At 33.2% G+C, this 21,127-nt stretch carries 26 protein-coding genes; 24 read left to right on the forward strand and 2 right to left on the reverse strand.

All coding sequences use genetic code 11. The features are described 5' to 3' along the window. Positions 1-55: 55 nt before the first annotated feature. Together ACFVRR_RS08990 and ACFVRR_RS08995 are read right to left on the reverse strand one after the other, a co-directional pair. Positions 56-451: an SA1362 family protein gene (locus tag ACFVRR_RS08990; protein WP_097978554.1), complete on the reverse strand. Its 396-nt coding sequence runs from the start codon at positions 449-451 to the stop codon at positions 56-58. Positions 452-561: 110 nt separating this feature from the next. Continuing rightward, on the reverse strand, positions 562-1,491 hold the full coding sequence (locus tag ACFVRR_RS08995; RefSeq protein ID WP_387327255.1) for a DUF1385 domain-containing protein: 930 nt from the start codon (positions 1,489-1,491) through the stop codon (positions 562-564). 206 nt (positions 1,492-1,697) lie between these two features. Here ACFVRR_RS08995 and ACFVRR_RS09000 point away from each other — a divergent pair, with 206 nt between their 5' ends. The 24 genes from ACFVRR_RS09000 to dxs all read left to right on the forward strand — a co-directional run bounded on the left by ACFVRR_RS09000 (position 1,698) and on the right by dxs (position 21,119). After that, positions 1,698-2,315 (forward strand): YqhR family membrane protein, encoded by a 618-nt coding sequence (locus ACFVRR_RS09000; protein WP_387327258.1) that lies wholly within the window; start codon positions 1,698-1,700, stop codon positions 2,313-2,315. 89 nt (positions 2,316-2,404) lie between these two features. Then, positions 2,405-2,863, forward strand: a complete 459-nt coding sequence (gene aroQ / locus ACFVRR_RS09005) for a type II 3-dehydroquinate dehydratase (protein ID WP_069034086.1) — start codon at positions 2,405-2,407, stop codon at positions 2,861-2,863. Then, the gene (locus ACFVRR_RS09010) at positions 2,850-3,911 is read left to right on the forward strand and encodes a M24 family metallopeptidase (RefSeq protein ID WP_387327261.1); all 1,062 of its coding nucleotides are present in this window, start codon (positions 2,850-2,852) and stop codon (positions 3,909-3,911) included. The genes aroQ and ACFVRR_RS09010 overlap by 14 nt, the downstream gene beginning before the upstream one ends. A gap of 149 nt (positions 3,912-4,060) precedes the next feature. After that, entirely contained in the window at positions 4,061-4,624 is a 564-nt protein-coding gene (efp, locus tag ACFVRR_RS09015; protein WP_172443911.1) for an elongation factor P, read from the forward strand. A gap of 82 nt (positions 4,625-4,706) precedes the next feature. After that, a complete protein-coding gene (locus ACFVRR_RS09020) occupies positions 4,707-5,195 on the forward strand; it encodes a DUF456 domain-containing protein (protein ID WP_387327265.1) in 489 nt (162 codons plus the stop codon). 466 nt (positions 5,196-5,661) lie between these two features. Further along, positions 5,662-5,943 (forward strand): YqhV family protein, encoded by a 282-nt coding sequence (locus ACFVRR_RS09025; protein ID WP_025672203.1) that lies wholly within the window; start codon positions 5,662-5,664, stop codon positions 5,941-5,943. A 16-nt stretch (positions 5,944-5,959) separates the two neighbouring features. Beyond that, positions 5,960-6,880 carry a stage III sporulation protein AA gene (gene spoIIIAA / locus ACFVRR_RS09030; RefSeq protein ID WP_387327269.1) on the forward strand — a complete coding sequence of 307 codons (921 nt, stop codon included), beginning with the start codon at positions 5,960-5,962 and terminating at the stop codon, positions 6,878-6,880. Further along, entirely contained in the window at positions 6,881-7,393 is a 513-nt protein-coding gene (gene spoIIIAB, locus ACFVRR_RS09035) for a stage III sporulation protein SpoIIIAB (protein WP_025672205.1), read from the forward strand. It abuts the gene before it with no gap. Between the two features lie 12 nt (positions 7,394-7,405). After that, positions 7,406-7,609 carry a stage III sporulation protein AC gene (gene spoIIIAC, locus ACFVRR_RS09040; protein ID WP_088072847.1) on the forward strand — a complete coding sequence of 68 codons (204 nt, stop codon included), beginning with the start codon at positions 7,406-7,408 and terminating at the stop codon, positions 7,607-7,609. A gap of 26 nt (positions 7,610-7,635) precedes the next feature. Further along, entirely contained in the window at positions 7,636-8,025 is a 390-nt protein-coding gene (gene spoIIIAD / locus ACFVRR_RS09045) for a stage III sporulation protein AD (RefSeq protein WP_069034314.1), read from the forward strand. Positions 8,026-8,046: 21 nt separating this feature from the next. After that, a complete protein-coding gene (gene spoIIIAE / locus ACFVRR_RS09050; RefSeq protein ID WP_387327274.1) occupies positions 8,047-9,216 on the forward strand; it encodes a stage III sporulation protein AE in 1,170 nt (389 codons plus the stop codon). Between the two features lie 8 nt (positions 9,217-9,224). After that, a complete protein-coding gene (gene spoIIIAF, locus ACFVRR_RS09055) occupies positions 9,225-9,842 on the forward strand; it encodes a stage III sporulation protein AF (RefSeq protein WP_387327277.1) in 618 nt (205 codons plus the stop codon). Positions 9,843-9,848: 6 nt separating this feature from the next. After that, entirely contained in the window at positions 9,849-10,541 is a 693-nt protein-coding gene (gene spoIIIAG / locus ACFVRR_RS09060; protein WP_387327280.1) for a stage III sporulation protein AG, read from the forward strand. Between the two features lie 21 nt (positions 10,542-10,562). Further along, positions 10,563-11,180, forward strand: a complete 618-nt coding sequence (locus tag ACFVRR_RS09065) for a SpoIIIAH-like family protein (protein ID WP_387327283.1) — start codon at positions 10,563-10,565, stop codon at positions 11,178-11,180. 475 nt (positions 11,181-11,655) lie between these two features. Beyond that, the gene (accB, locus tag ACFVRR_RS09070; RefSeq protein ID WP_387327286.1) at positions 11,656-12,141 is read left to right on the forward strand and encodes an acetyl-CoA carboxylase biotin carboxyl carrier protein; all 486 of its coding nucleotides are present in this window, start codon (positions 11,656-11,658) and stop codon (positions 12,139-12,141) included. 42 nt (positions 12,142-12,183) lie between these two features. Continuing rightward, positions 12,184-13,533, forward strand: a complete 1,350-nt coding sequence (accC, locus tag ACFVRR_RS09075) for an acetyl-CoA carboxylase biotin carboxylase subunit (RefSeq protein ID WP_387327289.1) — start codon at positions 12,184-12,186, stop codon at positions 13,531-13,533. A 15-nt stretch (positions 13,534-13,548) separates the two neighbouring features. Continuing rightward, positions 13,549-13,947 carry an Asp23/Gls24 family envelope stress response protein gene (locus ACFVRR_RS09080; RefSeq protein WP_056475162.1) on the forward strand — a complete coding sequence of 133 codons (399 nt, stop codon included), beginning with the start codon at positions 13,549-13,551 and terminating at the stop codon, positions 13,945-13,947. Positions 13,948-14,127: 180 nt separating this feature from the next. After that, on the forward strand, positions 14,128-14,694 hold the full coding sequence (locus tag ACFVRR_RS09085; RefSeq protein WP_387327293.1) for a GNAT family N-acetyltransferase: 567 nt from the start codon (positions 14,128-14,130) through the stop codon (positions 14,692-14,694). Positions 14,695-15,077: 383 nt separating this feature from the next. Next, complete coding sequence (gene nusB / locus ACFVRR_RS09090) at positions 15,078-15,458, forward strand: transcription antitermination factor NusB (protein WP_387327830.1); 381 nt, start codon at positions 15,078-15,080, stop codon at positions 15,456-15,458. 37 nt (positions 15,459-15,495) lie between these two features. Beyond that, positions 15,496-16,371 carry a bifunctional methylenetetrahydrofolate dehydrogenase/methenyltetrahydrofolate cyclohydrolase FolD gene (folD, locus tag ACFVRR_RS09095; protein ID WP_387327296.1) on the forward strand — a complete coding sequence of 292 codons (876 nt, stop codon included), beginning with the start codon at positions 15,496-15,498 and terminating at the stop codon, positions 16,369-16,371. A gap of 36 nt (positions 16,372-16,407) precedes the next feature. Further along, a complete protein-coding gene (xseA, locus tag ACFVRR_RS09100; protein WP_387327299.1) occupies positions 16,408-17,754 on the forward strand; it encodes an exodeoxyribonuclease VII large subunit in 1,347 nt (448 codons plus the stop codon). 5 nt (positions 17,755-17,759) lie between these two features. Then, complete coding sequence (locus tag ACFVRR_RS09105; protein WP_387327302.1) at positions 17,760-17,987, forward strand: exodeoxyribonuclease VII small subunit; 228 nt, start codon at positions 17,760-17,762, stop codon at positions 17,985-17,987. 1 nt (position 17,988) lies between these two features. Beyond that, positions 17,989-18,876 carry a polyprenyl synthetase family protein gene (locus tag ACFVRR_RS09110; protein ID WP_387327305.1) on the forward strand — a complete coding sequence of 296 codons (888 nt, stop codon included), beginning with the start codon at positions 17,989-17,991 and terminating at the stop codon, positions 18,874-18,876. A gap of 362 nt (positions 18,877-19,238) precedes the next feature. After that, positions 19,239-21,119, forward strand: coding sequence for a 1-deoxy-D-xylulose-5-phosphate synthase (dxs, locus tag ACFVRR_RS09115; RefSeq protein ID WP_387327308.1), 1,881 nt, complete (start codon positions 19,239-19,241; stop codon positions 21,117-21,119). The last annotated feature ends 8 nt before the right edge of the window (positions 21,120-21,127 follow it).

Consider the following 21,127-nt stretch of genomic DNA (forward strand, 5'->3'; position numbering starts at 1 on the left):
CTTTCAAATTAATGGTGTTTAGATTGATTGAATTGTCCAAAAAGAAAGACCGTGCTTAGTAGGAAGCACGGTCTTTCTTTTTGCCCTTTTCACCCTCAATCACAGTTAAGTGACTTGCATCCTTTGATCGTTTTTTTAACAAAGGCGTGGAGGTACTTTTTCTTGAAGTGGGCTTTGATTTGTTAATCGATTTTTTAAACGAGCTAGATTTTTGAGTGTTATATTTTTTTATTGTTTGTTTTGCAGCCTTACGATAGGAGTCTTGATGGCTTCTTTGACTATTTGAAGATGAAAAAACTCTATAAATAAAATAAATAATTAAAAGGATTAATCCAATAAACAAAAATCGTTGTAATAATTTTGCTGGATCGTTTATCAACTGAGCAATTAAGCCAAAAAGTGCTAATGCTATTATTCCATAAAATATTGATGTGTACACTTTTTGATTCACTTTAAGCACCTCCTATGGTGAAGAGTAGATAATGTGTTAGAAAAATATTGTTTCTTATAGTTTATTACATTTTATCCAATAAGTTGATATTTTTTATAAAATTCTGTCAATTAATTCTTGTTATTTTTTTCCACTTCTAAAAGTCGGTTAAATGAAGCGATTGAAACTTCAACTTGATCATCAGATGGTTCTTTAGTTGTTAATAATTGAAGCCATAATCCAGGGTAACCTACCCATCTTAATATAGGAATATTTCGAACTTTATTTGTTAATTGAAGAACTTCGAACGAAACACCTATAACGACTGGAATTAATAAAAGTCGATCGACAATTCTTAGCCATAGTGGGCTTGTTGGAACTAAGAAGTATATGAACATACCAACAATTACAGTAAATAGGATAAAGCTGCTTCCACAACGATAATGAAGTCGAGATTGTGATTGGACTCCTTCAATCGTTAAAGGAATATTGTTTTCATATGCATTAATCACTTTATGCTCGGCACCGTGATACATAAACACTCTTTTTATAAATGGAGTCAATGAAACTAAGTAAATATAAATTAATAAAAAACCTAGTTTTAAGATACTTTCTATTACGACTTGTTGAAAATCGGTTTCAAATATTGGTTTCAGTGTTGCTGCTAGTAGTACTGGTACAAGTGTAAAAATAACTTTTCCAACTAAAAATGATAAAACGGCTAGTAAAGAGAGTCCGAGATAAGCTGCAAGCGTACCTTTTTGTTTTTCACGCTCAATTGCAATTTTCTCATCATCTTTTGGATCAATTCCGTATCTTTCAGTTGAGTAATTTAAATGCTTGGATCCATTAATACTTGCTTGTATAATCGCGACTACACCACGGACTAAAGGAATTTTCTTTAATTTTTGCATTGTCCGATTTATATGTATCGGTTCTTCATAATATTGAATTTCTTCATTTGTCCTGCGGATAGCAGAGACTGTATGTGTTTTGCCACCAAACATTACGCCCTCTACGATTGCTTGACCCCCATAAACTGCTTTATTTTTCTCTCTCATGTTGCACCAACCTAAACTTGTTTTTTATCTATTACTATCTATTGTAAATGTAAGCATAATAATGGTGCAAGTAAGAAGTAGGAAAATCTAAATAATAATCATAATATTTTTAATTTTCTAATAAAAAATCGGAATCACATTAAAAATTTCTTTGTTGGACATAATACTCAGAGATATTTAGCAATGTATGGAAAGGGAAATGTTAAATGCAGGAAAAAGATAAAGAACAAGAAAAAAAGCAAGGTCAGGATCAAGAACAAGAAAAGGATATGCAGGTTCAAGAAAATAATCAAAACCAAGATCAAAATCAGAGTAAAAGTCAAAATGAATACCTAGTCCAAGGTGGCGATGGTGATTCAAAAGGGAATAAGAACTTTAATAAGATTGCAAGTATTGGGTTTTTTGGTGGCATATTTTGGTCTTCTGTTTTGTTAGTACTAAGTTATTTTGACTTTACTCAAATTGGTCCAAATTTTGTTTTAGAAAGAATTAAACTTGGAAAATGGGCAAATGGTTATATTGAAAACTTAATTTCTATAGTTGGTATTGGGATTATATCAATCATTATTGCTTTTATTTTTTATTTTATCGGTAGAAAATTTAACGGAATTCTGCCAGGTATATTTTTTGGATTACTCCTATGGGTTATTGTTTTTATTCTTCTTGGTAAAATAGCATTCGATTTAAAAGCAATTAAGGATTACTCGTCTGATACGACAGTTACTACAATCTGTTTATTCATTTTATACGGAACTTTTATTGCATATTCTGTTTCTTTTGCATTTCAAGAGCAAAAGGCATATTTGCGTGGCTATTCAAAATAGTCTGGCCTATGATAAAATAAACCTTGGGTATTCCAAGATATGTGTATTTGGGATAAATATGCGAAAAATGATGGGTGGAGACTTTTAAAATGGCTAAGTTTTTATTATTGAATGGACCTAATCTAAATATGCTCGGTCAGAGAGAAGTTTCTATCTATGGTTCAACTACATTAAAGGATATTGAGGATCATTTATCATCGCTTGCACATGAAGATGGGGACACGATTGATTGTTTTCAATCGAATCATGAAGGTGAATTAATCGATCAACTGCATGCGGCAAATAATGTCTATGATGGGATTCTGTTTAATCCTGGCGCATTTACTCATTACAGTTATGCAATTCGTGATGCAATTGCAAGTATTACCGTACCAACTATTGAAGTACACATTTCAAATATACATAAAAGAGAAGAGTTCCGACATACTTCAGTTCTAGCTGCTGTAACTGTAGGGCAAATCGTTGGTTTAGGTGTGTATGGATATGATCTAGGGTTAAGTGCGTTAAAAAAGATTAGTAGGGGAGAGAAAAACAATGGAAAAAATTAAAAAGTTACGTGAAGCTTTAGTAGAAAAAGGATTAGACGCATTATTAGTTACTAGTACATACAACAGACGTTACATGACGAACTTCACAGGTTCTGCTGGTGTTGCATTAATTACACAGGACAAAGCTTTATTCATTACTGATTTCCGCTATATTGAACAAGCTACTAGCCAATGTGAAGGTTATGAGATAGTTAAACATGAAGGTTCAATCCCAGCTGAAGTTGCAGCTTTAACTGAGAAATTTGGCGTAGCAAAACTAGGATTTGAACAAGATCATGTTACGTTTACAGAATTTGGTTCTTACCGCAAAGTAGTAAAAGCAGAATTAGTTCCTGTAAGTGGATTAATTGAAAAATTACGCTTAATTAAAACGGATGCAGAGATTTCAATCATTAAAGAAGCTGCTAAAATTGCAGAATCTGCTTTTGATCATATTTTAGGATTTATCCGTCCAGGTGTTACTGAATTAGAAGTATCGAATGAGTTAGAATTTTTTATGCGTAAATTAGGTGCTACTTCATCATCATTTGATACAATCGTAGCTTCTGGTACTCGTTCTGCGCTTCCTCACGGTGTAGCATCAGAAAAAGTAATTGAAACAGGTGATTTTGTAACGTTAGATTTTGGTGCATACTATAAAGGTTATGTATCAGATATGACTAGAACAGTTTCTGTAGGTGAGCCTCATTCTGATTTGAAGAAAATTTATGATATCGTTCTTGAAGCTCAATTACGTGGTGTTAATGGGATTAAAGCAGGTATTACAGGTAAAGAAGCTGATGCTTTAACTCGTGATTATATTACGGAAAAAGGTTATGGAGAATATTATGGACATGGAACTGGCCATGGTATTGGTCTAGAAGTTCATGAGGGACCTGGCGTATCATTCCGTTCTGATACAGTATTAGAGCCAAATATGATCGTAACTTGTGAACCAGGTATTTATATTCCAAATCTAGGTGGAGTTCGTATAGAAGATGATTTAATCGTTAAAACTGGTGGTAACGAAAACTTAATGTCTTCACCAAAAAATCTAATTATTTTATAAGATTTCATTAGATTAGAAATTAGAACTACACAAAAAGCGTATTTTACTTTATGATATAAAGTTGTAAAAGAAATTCATGGTAAGAGAAATGGTTCTTTTTTACACAATACATACTTATAGAACCATTTCATTTTTTAGGAGGATATTTAATGATTTCAGTAAATGATTTTCGTACAGGTTTAACAATTGAAACTGACGGTGGACTTTGGCAAGTAATTGATTTCCAACACGTTAAACCAGGTAAAGGTGCTGCATTCGTACGTTCAAAACTTCGTAACCTACGTACAGGTGCTGTACAAGAAAAAACATTCCGTGCTGGTGAGAAAGTAGCAAAAGCACATATTCAAAACCGTAAAATGCAATATTTATATGCTAATGGTAACCAACATGTATTCATGGACAATGAGTCTTATGAGCAAATTGAATTACCAGAAGCAAATATTGAACGTGAATTAAAATTCCTTAAAGAAAATATGGAAGTTTATATCATGACTTTTGAAAGTGAAATTTTAGGTGTTGAATTACCAAACACTGTTGATCTAAAAGTAGTTGAAACTGAACCAGGTATTAAAGGTGATACTGCTTCTAACGTTACAAAACCAGCTACAATGGAAACTGGTTTAGTAGTACAAGTACCAATCTTCATTAATGAAGGCGAAGTATTAATTATTAACACAACTGAAGCTAGCTACGTTTCACGTTCAAAAGCTTAATTAAATGTAAAAATGGAGGCACTTATTTAAAAGAGTGTCTCTTTTTTCTTATTATCAAATTTAAATAAGTAAGGGTGATTAAATGGTTACATCAATAGTTCTTTGGACATTGATTATCATTTGTTTTGCATTGGCGTTTATTGCGCTAATCAAACCAATAATTCCAGGTGTACCAGTATTATGGGTAGGGTTTTTAATTTATTACTTTGGTATAAATAAAACTAATTTAAATAGATCGTTTTGGATTATTATGCTGATTTTTACAGCTGTTATTTTTCTAGCGGATATTCTAGCTAATAAATATTTTCTTAAAAAATACGGCAGTACAAAAACTGGTGAAAGAGTAGGGTGTTTAGCTGTAATCGTTGGATCGTTTGTTTTTCCTCCCTTTGGCTTAATTATTGTCCCTTTCATATCTGTTTTTATTGCTGAGAAATTACAAGGGAAGAATACGAAAGAGTCAATAAAATCTGCATGGGCGACAGTTGTCTCTTTTATTAGTAGTTCATTAGCAAAAGCGGTATTGCAAGTTATTATGGTAATAATCTTTTTTGTTTATATGATATTTTAATTTTGTTTGAGAATCTTATCGTAAGACAATGAAGATATAAGTCATGTTGATTTCTATTACGGCCTGTCATGAGTAAGTTATTTTTCTTTATTTAGCTTTAATAGTTACTCATGAACCTGGTATAAGAATGTAAGATTCAAGAATCTGCGTTAAAAGTAACTCATGACCCCTTTATGAGTAAGTAAGATTCAAGATTCTGCTTAAATAGTAATTCATGAACCCTTTATGAGTAAGTAAAATTAAAGAATCTGCGTTAAAAGTAACTCATGAACCTCTCATAGGTCTGTCATGAGTAAGTTATTTCATATTTACTTTTTCAGATACACACCAACCATTCATAAGCAAGTCTAAAGAGAGAAGTTATACGACTTCTCTCTTTTTTGTGCCTTCGAATTAATGTTTGTCTTCTGAAATGGACATGTTCAGCATATTAGTAATAAAAAAGAATGAAAAAAGGTGTGTAGCTATGAAGGATTGGATTGATTCAATGGATCGAGCTGTTCTAAGTATGGGAATGCTTAGAGTTTTTGGTGGAAGTGTAGAATTGATTGCTGCTTTTACAATTTTGTATTTAAACGACATTAAGAAAGCCTTGGCAGTAAATAGTGTTTTGGCAACTGTCGGACCTATAATTCTCATTTCAACAATGGCTATTGGAATTATAGGGGTTGCTTCTAAATTGGATCCTATTCGATTAGTTTTAGTAGTTTGTGGTGTGTTTTTAATATTGTTGGCAGTTTTTAAATGATAGGATGTGACCTTTTATGGAAGAGGTTTTCAACGTATTACCTACATTAATTAAAGAAAAGTTACAGCGTTCATATGGAGACTTACATCAAGTCGAGGAATTAAGGTTAAGAATTGGGCGTCCAGTTGAAGTGATTTCTAATAATCAGTCAAATTTTATTCCTTATATCCTAACAGAAGAAGAAGGCGGGCAGATTCTTGGAAAGTTAAGTCAATTTTCAATTTATACGATTGAGGAAGAATTGAAAAAAGGATATATCACAATTAAAGGTGGGCATCGAGTCGGGTTAGCTGGTCGCGTTGTAACCGAAAATGGAATGGTTAAAATGATTCGAGATATTAGTTCTTATAATTTTCGGATTGCAAAAGAAAAAGTAGGAATAGCTAGTCCTTTTGTAAAGTATGTTTATGAAGGAAGATGGAAAAACACTATGCTGATTGGCCCGCCACAAGCAGGGAAAACAACATTACTTAGGGATTTTGCTAGAGTGGTGAGTCAAGGCGATGCCATAAGGAGAATAAGGCCTGGGAAAGTAGGCATAGTTGACGAGCGTTCTGAGATAGCAGGTTCAGTTAAAGGGGTTCCTCAATATACATTTGGTGAAAGAATCGATGTATTAGATGCATGTCCAAAGGCTGAAGGAATGATGATGCTTGTAAGGTCGATGAGTCCTCATGTCATTCTTGTAGACGAAATTGGAAAAAAGGAAGATGTTGATGCAATTTTAGAAGCGATCTTTGCCGGAGTTCAATTAATAGTAACCGTCCATGGCTATTCTCTTGAGGAAATTAGAAAACGCCCTTCTCTTTTGCCTTTGTTTCAAAATGGGACATTTGAACGATTTATTGAAATTTCAAATTTTCCGTCACCTGGTACTGTTACGGATATTAAAAATAAGGATTTCACTAGTTTATTTCATCCGAGGGCGGTGCTTTAGATGAGGTGGATTGGAGCACTTATTATCATTTTTTCAACAAGCTGGCTTGGATTTTATTTTGCCGGTAGATTATCAGAACGAACAAAAGAATTAAGGGGCTGGAAGTTGGCTCTCCAATCACTTGAAGCAGAGGTAATGTATAGTCAATTGCCACTGCAAGAAGCGTTTAGAAGAATTTCGAGTCAATTGAAAGGACCGATTAATAGTTGTTTAAAGGATTTTGCAATTCAACTTGAAACGAGCGCATTATCAGCGAAAGAAGCTTGGGAAAATTCATTAATGAAATATGCAAAAACTGTCTCGATTAAAGAGTCAGACATACAAGTGTTATTACAATTTGGTGAGACGATTGGTATGCATGATAAATATTCTCAACAAAAACAAATCATTTTAGCACTAAAACATTTGGAAAGAGAAGAGCAAGAAGCAATCGATTCACAGGGCAGTTATGAACGAATGTCTAAAATGTTAGGCGTTTTAAGTGGAATATTAATCGTTATATTACTCTTGTAGGAGGAATTTAAATTGATTACAAATTATGCACTGATGTTTCAGATAGCTGGGATTGGAGTAATTGCTGCCATTATCCATGCGGTCTTAAAGAAAGCCGGACAGGAAGAGTTTGCTACTTGGACGATTATAACTGCATTCATTATCGTATTTCTTCAAGTAATCACTAAAGCTGGTGATCTATTTAATAAAGTTAGGGATGTATTTCTATTTCATTAGATTAGGGGTGAGAGTCTTTGGAAATCATCCAAATTGTTGGCATTGGTTTAGCTGCGACATTTGTCATTCTTCTATTAAATCAATTTAAAATGAATAATTTTACGTTAGCAATAACTGTTTTTATAAGCTGTGTATTGTTTTTATTTTTATTAGATAAAGTGCAATTTTTATTAGATCAAATTCAAAAGCTAGCAAATCAAGCGAGTATTAAAAATGTGTATGTTGAAACTTTATTAAAAATAATTGGGATCGCATACATAGCTGAATTTGGCGTTCAAATTACGAAAGATGCAGGCCAAGGGGCAATTGCTTCCAAGATTGAACTAGGGGGCAAAGTACTCATTTTGGTTCTTGCAGTACCGATTTTAACAGCTTTAATTGAAACAATTTTAAGTTTTTTACCAAAAATTTCTTAGATGTAAGGGAAGGAGGACATTATGTCAAAAAGGATGAAAGTTTTTCTTCTTTTCTTTACTCTCTTTTTTTTAGTACCAAGAATTGTACAAGCTGCTCCTCCACCTGCTGAGATAGTAAATGAACAAATACAAAGGTTAGGGATCGATGAAGTTCAACAATATTGGGATGAAGTTGTTCATCAATATGGTGGCTTTTTACCAGAAAGTCAAAAAGGGGACTTTATCCAATTTATAAAGGGAGAAAAGAAATTTTCATTGCAAGAATGGTTTATTGCATTTGCTAAATATATATTTTTTGAGTTAATAAGTAATGGAAAAATATTAGGGATCTTAATTATGTTAGTTATTTTTAGCTCTTTACTCCAATCATTACAAAATGCATTTGAGAAGAGTACGGTTAGTAAGATTGCTGATAATGTGGTTTTTCTAGTATTAGTCGTTTTTGCATTAAATAGTTTCTATGTTGCCACGCAGGCCACCCAAGATGCAATTACAGTCATGATTGATTTTTTACGAGCACTAATACCTATTTTACTAGCTTTGATTGCGACATCAGGTGGTGTCATATCCGTTGGTGTTTTCCATCCAATCTTAATTTTTTTAATGCACACCAGTGGATTACTAGTGACGTATTTTGTACTACCTTTAATTCTTGTATCAACAATTTTAAGTATTGTAAGCATTATAAATGATGAGTTAAAGGTGACAAAACTTGCTTCATTAATAAGAAATGTTGCTGTAGGTGTACTAGGAATCTTTTTAACTATTTTTTTAGGGGTATTAAGTGTACAAGGTTTGACGACTGCCGTTTCGGACGGGGTAGCAGTAAAAACAGCTAAATTTGTAACAAGTAATTTTGTTCCGGTTGTTGGTAAAGTTTTTGCAGACGTTACAGATACAGTTATTAGTGCGTCTTTATTATTAAAAAATACAGTTGGGATTGTAGGTTTAGTTACTTTATTGGCAATCGTTGTATTCCCAGCTATTAAAATATTAGTTTTAGCTTTAATTTATAAATTCTCAGCGGCGATTTTACAACCAGTTGGAAGTAAAAATATCATTAGCACGATTGATACGATCGGAAAAAGTGTAACTTATTTATTTGTTTGTTTATCAATTGTTTCATTAATGTTTTTCTTAAGTATGACTTTAATAATAGCGGCAGGAAACATTGTCGTCATGTTTAGGTAGGTGAAAAAATGGAATTCTTTATACACTGGGTTTCAAATATTATCGTCTATATACTAGTTGCAACCGTCATTATGATGTTAATTCCAAATACCGGCTTAGCAAAATATGTACGATTTGTAGCCAGTCTATTATTAATTGTCATGATGCTCCAACCAATTTTTCAATTATTCAGAGTAAATATAAAAGAAGTGCTAGCTGGGTACCAGTCTAAAACGTATGAAGCAAATGGCGAAATAAAAAATGAAATAAATAATAAGAAAAATGAAATACAAGAAGCAGAACGTGCATATATATTAAAACAAATGGCTGTCCAAATGAAAAAGGACGTTGAAAAAAGCTTTACAAAAGAATTTGAACAGGTCATTACAAATGTGGATTTACAAGTAAAAGATGGAGTTAATAATGTCAAAACAGCTCAGGATCTTTCTAAAGTAATCGTTTACGTTGGCCCTAAAAAAGATGAGACAAGCAATGTAGAACCTGTTCAAGAAGTATCAATTAATACCGATCAGCCAGTTCAGACAGACGATGAAAAAATTAAACAACAAGAGTTACAAACTTTTTTAGCAAATAAATGGGAGCTTGAGGACAAGCAAATCGAAGTCAAAATGGAAGGAGGGGAGTAATGACAAATGAAGAAAAAGATTCCACCAATAAAATTAGCAGACTTTCTAAAAGGAAATGGCGATGACAAAACCTCTTCTGACAAAGAAAAAAGTCCATTTAAACTGACGAGAAAATATGTACTAGCTCTACTGGGACTCGGGGTTTGTTGGATGATTGCAAGCAGTCTATTTACTAATACAAATCAAAAAACGAATTCAATGCTTTCACCTATTTCCACAGAAACGAGTGGAAAACCAAAAAATAATGAACAAGCTGTTGAGACTCTTGGAAGTGATGGTGGAAAATCATCATCAAACAAAATGGAAGAATATGAAACAAAATACGAGCAGCAGCTAACAGAGACATTAAATAATATGGCTGGTGTAAGTAATGTAAAAGTAGTAGTAAATCTTGAAGGTAGTGGAAAGAACGTTTATCAAACAAATAAAACGAATCGTTCTCAAGAAACTGAGGAAACAGATAAACAAGGTGGGAAACGAAATATTGATGATCAATCACAAGAAGAGCAAGTAGTCATTATTGATAACGGTGATAAACAAGAACCTGTTATAGCCGAAACTCAAATGCCAAGAATTAGAGGTGTACTCATTATTGCAAAAGGTGCAGATAACCTAGAAGTTAAACAAATGATTAGAGAAGCTGTTACACGATTACTTGATGTACCAAGCTATCGTGTCTCTGTACAACCAAAAAAATAAGAGGAAGAAGGTAAAAGTTAAATGAAAAAACAAACAATTTGGTTATTAACAATGTTAAGTTTAGTAGTTGTATTATCAGTTTATTATGTTACAACACCTGATAATTTAAAAACAACAAGTTTTATGAACATGAATAATAGCACAAATACAGATTCATTAGACTCAACTCCTAAAGATACTAAGAAAACGGATTCTAAAACAGATACTTCTAAACAAAACTCAGATACTTCTAAACAAAACTCAGATACTTCTAAACAAAACGATAAAGAAACAGCTTCCAAAGAAAATTCTACTAGTGAAGTATTCTTAAAACAACGTATGGAACAAGAAGATCAAAGAAGTCAATTAATTGATGAATATAAATCTACTGTTGACTCAGCAACTGCATCAGCAAAAGAGAAGAGTGATGCATTCACTAATATGAATGAACTTCAAAAATTAACTGCATTAGAATCAGATGTAGAAACTATGATTAAAGAAGCTGGCTATAAAGATGCACTAGTTCGTTCTGACAAAGATGAAGTAAAAGTAGATGTAACATCTGCAAAACCAAGCAGAAAAGCAGCGAATGACATTATTCAAATGACAAGAAGTGTCTTAGGTGAAAAATTAGTAGTTGTAAAATTCCAAGTTAAATAATTTGTTGAACAAAGCCAGTAGAATTCATTCTACTGGCTATCATTTTGTATAAAAGGTTTGACCAATTTTCCAAAATAAATGAAGCCCCCGTGAGGTTATTTACATCCTGTAACGAAAAATCAACTAAGTACTTATTTAGAAGAACATAATGTACGTAATAGCCAAAATAAAAGGCTTCCCATTGTTTAAATCGCCTGTTGCCAGCGGGATTAACTACTGGCTCTTCATTTTTTTTAATAAGCATATAAATAATTAATGTGAATTTTAGGATTATTCCTAATTCCTGTGCACTTTCTGTCTTTGGTTTTCCCTGTTATAATAGTTTATATTGAATTATTTTTGGTAAGGAATAATATATAAATATTCCTTGTAAAATAGCTAAAAATAATTAGGCATTACTTTGGTTAAAATAATTTGTTGAAAAGTTTAGTATTAGGTTATAAGATTAGACTATATGTCTTAAGGGGTGAACAGAATGAAAATTCATGAAATTAGAGAATTAATTAAGTTAATCGATCAATCAACAATAAATGAATTCGAATTTGAGGATAATGGTGCTATCGTTAAAATTAAAAAAGGTGGACAAACAACTGTTGTTACATCTGCTCCAGTTGTACACCACGAGGTAGCTCCTGTTGTTACATCTGCTCCAGTTGCAACTTTAGAAAGACCAGTTGCTGCAGAAGTTGCTGCACCTGTAGTGGAAAAAGAAGATACAAGTAACTTACATAAAATTACATCACCGATGGTAGGTACTTTCTACGCATCTCCATCTCCTGATGCAAAAGAATACGTATCTATAGGTGATCGTATTAAAAACGATTCAATCGTTTGTATCGTTGAAGCAATGAAGTTATTTAATGAAATTGAAGCTGAAATTGAAGGCGAAATCGTTGAAGTACTAGCTAAAAATGGTCAATTAGTAGAATACGGTCAACCATTATTCTTGGTAAAGGCCTAATATCTACAAAATTAACAGTACTTTACTAGAGAAGGTGAAGAAATGAAAAAGGTTTTAATAGCGAATCGAGGAGAAATCGCCATTCGTATTATTCGAGCATGTAAAGAATTAAACATTGAAACAGTTGCTATTTACTCTGAAGGAGATAAAGAAGCATTACATGTTCAAATGGCTGATGAAGCTTATTGTGTCGGACCTAAATTATCAAAAGATAGTTATTTAAATATGACTAATATCATTAGTATTGCAAAACTAACTGGCTGTGACGGAATCCATCCTGGTTATGGTTTCTTATCAGAAAATGCTAGTTTTGCAGAATTATGTACAGAGTGCAATGTGAAATTCATTGGACCAACGGCTGATTCTATTTCTAAAATGGGTACAAAAGACGTTGCTCGTGAAACAATGAAAGAAGCAGGAGTACCAGTAGTACCTGGTTCACAAGGTATTATTCAAAGTGTTGAAGATGGTAAAAAGATTGCTGCAGAAATCGGTTATCCAGTTATTATCAAAGCTACAGCTGGTGGCGGAGGTAAAGGGATCCGTGTAGCAAAAGATGAAACCGAACTTGAAAAAGGTATACAAATTACTCAACAAGAAGCTCAAACAGCTTTCGGTAATCCGGGTGTATATCTTGAAAGATACATTACAGATTTTAGACATGTTGAAATTCAAGTTTTAGCAGATGAACATGGTAATACGATTCATCTTGGAGAACGTGATTGCACAATTCAACGTCGTCTTCAAAAATTAGTAGAAGAAGCGCCATCTCCTGTTTTAGACGAAGAAACTCGTCAAAAAATGGGTCAAGCAGCTGTTCGTGCAGCTGAAGCAGTAAATTACTGGGGTGCAGGTACTGTTGAGTTTATTTATGAACCACATACTAAAAACTTCTTCTTTATGGAGATGAACACACGTATTCAAGTTGAGCATCCTGTAACTGAATATATTTCTGGTATTGATCTTATTAAGCAACAATTATTAATTGCTAAAGGTCATCCATTAAAAATTACTCAATCAGACGTGACTTTAAAAGGATGGTCTATTGAATGTCGTATTAATGCAGAAAATCCAGATAAAAACTTCATGCCGTCTCCTGGTAAAATCAATTCGTATTTACCACCAGGTGGTCCGAATGTTCGTGTTGATTCTGCTGTATATACCGGGTACACAATTCCGCCATATTATGATTCAATGATTGCGAAAGTTATCGTGCATGGCAAGACAAGAGAAGAAGCAATTGCTATAATGATAAGAGCACTTGAAGAATTTGTGGTAGAAGGAATTTACACAACAATTCCATTCCATTTAAATTTATTGCAAAATGAAATCTTCGTAAAAGGGAAGTATAATACTAAATTCCTTGAGGAGCATGCGCTTGTTAAAGGATAAAGTGGAGGGATCTGTATGAACGAAAATCAAATTTTAGAAATGGGTACTGCGACATTAGGTCGAGTAGAAATCGCACCTGAAGTAATCGAAGTAATTGCTGGTATTGCAGCTGCTGAAGTTGAAGGTGTTTCAAGCATGCGTGGAAACCTAGCATCTGGTATTTCTGAAATTATCGGTAAGAAATATCACGGTAAAGGTGTCCGAGTTGATTTATCAGAAGATCGAATTACAATCGATGTATACATTCTAGTTAAATTTGGTAAGTCAATCCCAACTGTAGCAGGAAATGTACAAGACAATATTCGTCAAGCATTACTAACGATGACAGGTCTTGAATTATCTGAAGTAAATGTTCACGTAGTAGGAGTTCAATTCGATACGAAACCTGAGCAAGAAGCTCCAATTGAACTTTAATCTTATAAAAAGAGTCTCTATCTAATAGAGGCTCTTTTTTTGTTTTGCTAGATAAGAAGTAAGGACAGTCTTTTCAGTTCTTTCATTTTGGTGCATCCTTTGTCAGGTTCTTGTGAACTAATTTAATATTTTGAAATGTGTTAAAATTAATTTGTAAATGAAATAGAAAAAGGTGACAATATGATCTTAAATTTGAGCACAAATCGAACAAACTTACGTGAATTTGTTGAAAGTGATTGGCAGCAAGTACATAAATATGCATCACAATTAGTTGTATGTCAATTTCAGCCATGGGGTCCAAATACGGAGAGTGAGACTAAAGAATTCATTCATAAAATACTAGAAGATATGAAGCAAATAAATAGGACTAGATTTGCATTTGCAATAATAGAAAAGAAATCCGATGAATTAATCGGATCAATCGAGTTTAATATTAGGGATGAAATTAATCAAATAGGTGAAATAGGGTATATAATTCATCCGAACTATTGGGGCATGGGTTTTGCTAGTGAAGCTACTAAAGAAGTCATTTCATTCGGATTTAAAAATTTTAAGCTTCATCGAATATTTGCGACATGTGATGTTAGAAATATTGCTTCAGCTAAAGTACTTGAAAAATGCGGATTAAATTTGGAAGGTAAAATGCGTGAAAATCTATTATTAAGAGACGGATGGAGAGACACTTATTTATACAGCATACTGGAACATGAATGGCTTAGGAATCAGGAAGGACAGGAAAGAGCATAAAATCTGGTATTAGTTGGAAAGTTTTTTTATTTCCTGAAAATCTTTTGTACCCCCTTTAATTCCGCATTTTCGTAATCTATCTATTTGAATGTTCGTGTTTTCGTGTGTAAATATTATTTTAAAGTAAGAAAAAGGAATATTTTTTAAAAAAACACAAACATTAATCTGTTATTTTATTGGATTTTAAGTTAAAATGTAGAAAATAGTTTAAAGTATTGAGTTTGCTTAGAAACGTTAATAATAATAAAAATTAGAGTTAATACAGACAGTCGTTGGAACTTATTAAAAAAAATGGTAAAATAACGTGTTACTATACAAAATTAGAATTCGTTATTACCTATGCAACGAATGATGAATTTAGCTTAAAGGAGTTTATTATTTTGATGAAACGTAGAAAAGCAAGGGAACTTGCATTACAAACATTATTCCAAATGGATTTAAGTGAAGCGAATGCTTCAGAGGCATTAGAGCATGTATTAGAAGAAGCTGAAGAAAAACAAGATGCTTTTTTAGAGGCAATTGTAACAAATTTTGTTAGTCATAAAGAAGTGATTGACGAACAATTAGCTTCAAATATCGAAAGCTGGACGATGGATCGTTTAGGCAACGTTGATCGCAATATCCTTAGAATTGCTCTAGTAGAAATTACTTACTTAGAGGATGTTCCAAAAAGTGTAGCAATCAATGAAGCGATTGAAATTGCTAAAGTTTACGGTGATGATGATTCTAGTAAATTTATCAATGCGGTATTATCAAAATTCTAAATAGATAGATTGTTTATATGCATAGGGGGAAACTAAAATGGTAGCAACATTAATTAATGGTAAAGAAGTTTCAGTATCAATTCGTGAGGAATTAAAGAATGGTGTTTCAGAATTAAAAAATCAAGGTGTTACACCAGGTTTAGCAGTTGTTTTAGTTGGAAATAATTCTGCTTCAAGAACATATGTGAATTCGAAGCATAAAGCATGTAATGAATTAGGAATGTACTCTGAAGTAATTGAATTACCTGAATCAGTTACTGAAGATGAGTTATTATCCGTTGTAAACAAAATAAACGATGATGAGTCAATTCATGGTATTTTAGTTCAGTTGCCATTACCTGCTCATATCTCAGAAAAGAAAGTAATTGAAACAATTTCTCCATTAAAAGATGTTGATGGATTTCATCCAATTAATATTGGAAGAATGATGACGAATCAAGATTCATTACTACCTTGTACTCCTTTTGGTATATTAAAATTAATAGAAAATACAAATATTCCGATTAGTGGAAAACATGTCGTTGTTATTGGACGTAGTAATATTGTAGGGAAACCAGTTGGACAACTATTCTTAAATGAAAATGCAACTGTTACTTATACACATTCACGTACAACTAATCTAAAAAATATTACAAAGCAGGCTGATATTTTAATCGTTGCGATTGGTGTAGCGAAATTAATTACAGCTGATTATGTTAAAGAGGGAGCAATTGTGATTGACGTCGGAATGAATAGAGACGAAAATGGCAAATTATGCGGAGACGTAAATTTTGAAGATGTAAAAAATGTTGCTGGTTATATTACGCCTGTACCAGGTGGAGTAGGTCCAATGACAATTACAATGCTACTTCATAATACGTTAAAAGCAGCTTCTCAAATTGATCGTAAATTAAATTTGAGTACTAAACTTTAATCTTATTGCTTTGTAAGAATGAAAGAAGGGCTATGCATGACGGAAAAGCTACCAGTTACTGTTACCGCATTAACTAAATATTTAAAAGCAAAATTTCAAGCGGATCGTAATTTGCAAAATATACTTCTCCGTGGAGAAATCTCAAATTTTAAACGTCATTCATCTAGCGGTCATTATTATTTTACGTTAAAAGATGATGGTGCTAGAATTGCAGCGGTCATGTTTCAATCCTATAATGCAAATATTGCATTTCAACCAACCGATGGTATGCAGGTTATTGTACAAGGTGAAATAAATGTATACCCAGGATCTGGTAGCTATCAAATCTACATAAGAGACATGCAACCTGATGGGGTTGGCGGTCTCTTTGTAGCTTATGAACAATTGAAGAAAAAACTATTAGAAGAAGGACTCTTTGATCAGAAATTCAAGAAAAAGATTCCTTCTTTTCCTAGTGTAATCGGGGTTGTTACTTCACCAACCGGTGCTGCTGTTCGCGATATCATTACAACGATTCAACGAAGATACCCGATTGGGAAAATAGTTGTAATTCCGACCCTTGTACAAGGTGAAGGGGCGAAAGCGTCGATTGTGAAATCAATTGAAACAGCAGGTAAAATGAAGGAAATAGATGTGTTAATAGTCGGACGTGGCGGAGGATCAATTGAGGAACTCTGGGCATTTAACGAAGAAATAGTAGCGAGAGCGATCTTTGAATCAAAAATCCCAATCATTTCCGCAGTGGGTCATGAAACGGATACGACAATTGCTGATTATGTCGCTGATCTAAGGGCGCCTACACCTACTGCAGCAGCAGAATTAGTTTCGTTAAGCCAAAGAGAAATACTTGAGCAATTTACAGTTCGAAAATCAAGACTCAATAAAGCGATGGATACGATTATTGAACGAAAACAAACGCAATTAAAGGCTGTTCAAGATGCTTATGTTTTTAGATATCCAAATTCACTTTTCCATCCAAAACAAGAGCAATTTGACCGCATTAATGAACGTTTACATACATCAATAAATGAAATTATTAAGTCTAAAATAAACAAGCATAAAGAACTAAATTCGTCTCTACTTATTCATCATCCAAGTAATAGAGTTCAGCTTGAAAAGCAAAAGCACCAGCAATTACATAATGCTTTACAAAAAGAATTTAATCGCCTAATTACCCAAAAGAAATTTGAAATGGAAAGAGTAGTTCATACACTAGATGCACTTAGCCCATTAAAAGTTATGGCCAGAGGTTATTCATTAGCATATAAAAATGATAACGAATTAATGAAATCGGTTAAACAAGCAAAAAGCGGAGACCGATTCCAATTACAAATGACCGATGGGAAATTAAATTGTGAAGTACTTGAAGTAAAAGGAGAGTGAATCAATTGTCACAAAATGAGCGTTCTTTTGAAGAAGCAATAAAAGAAATTGAAATGATCGTACAAAAATTAGAGCAAGGTGACGTACCTCTTGAAAAAGCGATCGAATACTTTCAAGAAGGTATAAAACTATCTCAAATTTGTCAAGAGAAGCTTACTAAAGTTGAAAAACAAATGACTTCTATATTAAATGAACAGGGTGAACAAACTCCTTTTACTGTTGAGGAGGAATAATATGAACACTTTCAAAGATTTTATGGAGTATTCCAGTAGACTAGTAAATGATGAAATGATTAAATCGGTTGAAAGATTAAAAGCACCAGAAAAATTAAAAGAATCTATGTCCTATTCATTACAAGGTGGAGGGAAAAGAATTAGACCTCTTTTACTTTTCGCAACGCTAGATGCATTTGGTAATGACCCATTAATGGGGATAAAACCTGCATGTGCTTTAGAAATGATTCATACTTATTCATTAATTCATGATGATTTACCATGTATGGATGATGATGATTTTCGAAGAGGAAAACCGACTAATCATAAAGTATTTGGCGAAGATCTTGCGGTATTAGCAGGTGATGGTTTATTGACATACGCATTTAAATTAATTACGGAAATGAATGATTTTCATGTGTCTGATCAAGTGAAACTACAATTAATTAGTGAATTAGCGATAGCTGCAGGTCCGGAAGGTATGGTTGCTGGTCAGGTAGCAGATATGGAAGGTGAAAGTAAAGAGCTTAGTGGAGAAGAATTGCAATATATCCATGAAAGAAAAACGGGGAAAATGCTAATGTATCCAGTTATTGCAGGTGCAATTATTTCAAAAGCAACAGCCGAACAATTATCTCACCTAACGCAATTTGCTTATAAACTCGGTATCGCATTTCAAATACAAGATGATATTTTAGACGTAATAGGTGATGAAGAAGTACTTGGTAAGCCAGTTGGTAGTGATATAGAAAATGATAAAACTACTTATGTTAAGCTGTATTCAGTAGAGGGTGCTAAAGAAAGGCTTCATACATTTATTACTGAAGCTAAACAACATGTTCGAGCATGTGGGATTAAAGATGACTACTTAATCTCAATTTGTGATTTTGTTGAAAATCGCAGTTTTTAATCTTTGATTATGTAATTAATTCCATGTCCATTGAATAGATTTATTCATTTATGTATAATGTAACTACTTAATAATCGTTAATGATGTTAATAAAATATACAGAAATGTAGGCCGTTAACACATATGTGCTAGCGGCTTTCTTTTCATTTTGCAAAAAAAATTATTCATAATTTTATTCTATAAAAATAAAAAACATTAAACAGATTTTAATAAAAATGGTATTATGATACATGGTGTTAAGAGTTAGTCATTTAAGAAACTAGCGTTTAACTACAAGTATGGTAAAATCATTTTATAGATAAAATTACATAATAATGAATTATTTATATAGATTTAACATCTAGGAAGGTGAGTGATCCAAGATGGATCTTACGACAATTGAAAATCCGAGCTTTTTAAAAAATAAAACGAACGGTGAATTAGAAGTATTAAGTGAAGAAATTCGTAAATTTCTTATTCAACAGCTTTCTGAGACAGGTGGTCATATTGCGCCAAATTTAGGAGTTGTTGAATTAACGATTGCATTACATAAAGTCTTTAATTCGCCTAAAGACAAATTTTTATGGGATGTAGGACATCAATCGTATGTTCATAAAATATTAACTGGTCGCGCAAAAGAATTTACAACACTTAGACAATTTAAAGGATTATGTGGCTTTCCTAAGCGAAATGAAAGTGAGCATGATGTATGGGAAACTGGACACAGCTCGACTTCACTATCTGCGGCAATGGGGATGGCTATTGCTAGAGATATTAAAAAAACTGGTGAATACATTATTCCAATTATCGGAGATGGTGCATTAACTGGTGGGATGGCTCTTGAAGCAATGAATCACATTGGACATGAACAAAAAGATGTCATCGTTATTTTAAATGATAATGAAATGTCTATAGCTCCGAACGTAGGTGCTTTACATAGCATTTTAGGAAGATTGAGAACAACTGGGAAATACCGTTGGGCTAAAGGTGAACTTGAAGGCGTGATCAAAAAAATTCCTGGAATCGGGGACAAACTATCAAGTACATCAAAAAAATTAAAAGATAGCCTTAAATACTTAGTTACACAAGGAATGTTTTTTGAGGAGATGGGTTTCACTTATTTTGGACCAGTTGATGGTCATAATTTTGAAGACTTATTTGAATCCCTTGAATATGCTAAGAAAACTAAAGGCCCGGTAATAGTACATGTACTAACGAAAAAAGGAAAAGGATATAAGCCAGCAGAAAGTGATGATATTGGAACTTGGCATGGTACAGGTCCTTATAAAGTAGAATCTGGGAAGTTAATTAAGCCGGATAAAGCACCACCAGCTTGGAGTAAACTTGTTAGTGATACTGTATTAAAGTTAGCTCTAAAAGATGAGCGAATCGTAGCGATTACTCCTGCAATGCCAGTCGGTTCAAAATTGGAAAATTTCCAAGCTCAATTACCTGACCGAATTTTTGATGTCGGTATTGCAGAGCAGCATGCGGCAACAGTTGCAGCTGGTTTAGCAACGCAAGGAATGAAGCCGTTTTTAGCAATTTATTCAACATTCCTTCAAAGAGCATACGACCAAGTTTTACATGATATTTGTAGACAAAATTTAAATGTATTCATTGGAATCGATCGTGCAGGATTAGTAGGAGCTGACGGTGAAACTCATCAAGGTGTGTTTGATATTGCCTTCCTACGTCATATACCAAACTTAGTTTTAATGATGCCTAAAGATGAGAATGAAGGCCAACATATGGTAAACACTGCAATTCAATACGACGATGGTCCAATTGCGCTGCGTTTCCCTAGAGGGAATGGTATCGGCGTACCAATGGATGAGCAATTAAAAGAAATTCCGATTGGATCATGGGAAGTATTAAGAGAAGGTTCAGATGCAGTTATCTTAACGTTTGGTACAACAATTAAAATGGCATTAGATGCAGCGGATGATTTAGAGAAAGAAAATATTTCTGTTAAAGTAGTAAACGCAAGATTTATTAAACCAATGGATACTGCAATGTTAAATGATATCTTTAAGAACGGAAAACCGATCTTAACGATTGAAGAGGCAGTATTACAAGGTGGTTTTGGAAGTGCTGTTTTAGAATTTGCAAGTTCAAATAATTTTCAAAACGTCCGCGTAGAACGCATAGGTATACCGGATTTATTTGTTGAACACGGTGATGTTGATAAATTACTTGATGAAATTCATTTAACAAAAGATGAATCGGTTAAGAAAATCCGTGAAATGGTTTGTAATAAATAAGAGGATGA

It is taken from the genome of Gottfriedia sp. NPDC057948 (genome assembly GCF_042887255.1).
GTDB lineage: Bacteria > Bacillota > Bacilli > Bacillales > Bacillaceae_G > Gottfriedia.

Excerpts from the sequence above, each read along its gene's own strand:
- ACFVRR_RS08995 (WP_387327255.1), bottom strand. The coding sequence starts at position 1,491 with ATGAGAGAGAAAAATAAAGCAGTTTATGGGGGTCAAGCAATCGTAGAG.
- ACFVRR_RS09000 (WP_387327258.1), top strand. The coding sequence starts at position 1,698 with ATGCAGGAAAAAGATAAAGAACAAGAAAAAAAGCAAGGTCAGGATCAA.
- aroQ (WP_069034086.1), top strand. The coding sequence starts at position 2,405 with ATGGCTAAGTTTTTATTATTGAATGGACCTAATCTAAATATGCTCGGT.
- ACFVRR_RS09010 (WP_387327261.1), top strand. The coding sequence starts at position 2,850 with ATGGAAAAAATTAAAAAGTTACGTGAAGCTTTAGTAGAAAAAGGATTA.
- efp (WP_172443911.1), top strand. The coding sequence starts at position 4,061 with ATGATTTCAGTAAATGATTTTCGTACAGGTTTAACAATTGAAACTGAC.
- ACFVRR_RS09020 (WP_387327265.1), top strand. The coding sequence starts at position 4,707 with ATGGTTACATCAATAGTTCTTTGGACATTGATTATCATTTGTTTTGCA.
- ACFVRR_RS09025 (WP_025672203.1), top strand. The coding sequence starts at position 5,662 with ATGAAGGATTGGATTGATTCAATGGATCGAGCTGTTCTAAGTATGGGA.
- spoIIIAA (WP_387327269.1), top strand. The coding sequence starts at position 5,960 with ATGGAAGAGGTTTTCAACGTATTACCTACATTAATTAAAGAAAAGTTA.
- spoIIIAB (WP_025672205.1), top strand. The coding sequence starts at position 6,881 with ATGAGGTGGATTGGAGCACTTATTATCATTTTTTCAACAAGCTGGCTT.
- spoIIIAE (WP_387327274.1), top strand. The coding sequence starts at position 8,047 with ATGTCAAAAAGGATGAAAGTTTTTCTTCTTTTCTTTACTCTCTTTTTT.
- spoIIIAF (WP_387327277.1), top strand. The coding sequence starts at position 9,225 with ATGGAATTCTTTATACACTGGGTTTCAAATATTATCGTCTATATACTA.
- spoIIIAG (WP_387327280.1), top strand. The coding sequence starts at position 9,849 with ATGAAGAAAAAGATTCCACCAATAAAATTAGCAGACTTTCTAAAAGGA.
- ACFVRR_RS09065 (WP_387327283.1), top strand. The coding sequence starts at position 10,563 with ATGAAAAAACAAACAATTTGGTTATTAACAATGTTAAGTTTAGTAGTT.
- accB (WP_387327286.1), top strand. The coding sequence starts at position 11,656 with ATGAAAATTCATGAAATTAGAGAATTAATTAAGTTAATCGATCAATCA.
- accC (WP_387327289.1), top strand. The coding sequence starts at position 12,184 with ATGAAAAAGGTTTTAATAGCGAATCGAGGAGAAATCGCCATTCGTATT.
- ACFVRR_RS09080 (WP_056475162.1), top strand. The coding sequence starts at position 13,549 with ATGAACGAAAATCAAATTTTAGAAATGGGTACTGCGACATTAGGTCGA.
- ACFVRR_RS09085 (WP_387327293.1), top strand. The coding sequence starts at position 14,128 with ATGATCTTAAATTTGAGCACAAATCGAACAAACTTACGTGAATTTGTT.
- nusB (WP_387327830.1), top strand. The coding sequence starts at position 15,078 with ATGAAACGTAGAAAAGCAAGGGAACTTGCATTACAAACATTATTCCAA.
- folD (WP_387327296.1), top strand. The coding sequence starts at position 15,496 with ATGGTAGCAACATTAATTAATGGTAAAGAAGTTTCAGTATCAATTCGT.
- xseA (WP_387327299.1), top strand. The coding sequence starts at position 16,408 with ATGACGGAAAAGCTACCAGTTACTGTTACCGCATTAACTAAATATTTA.
- ACFVRR_RS09110 (WP_387327305.1), top strand. The coding sequence starts at position 17,989 with ATGAACACTTTCAAAGATTTTATGGAGTATTCCAGTAGACTAGTAAAT.
- dxs (WP_387327308.1), top strand. The coding sequence starts at position 19,239 with ATGGATCTTACGACAATTGAAAATCCGAGCTTTTTAAAAAATAAAACG.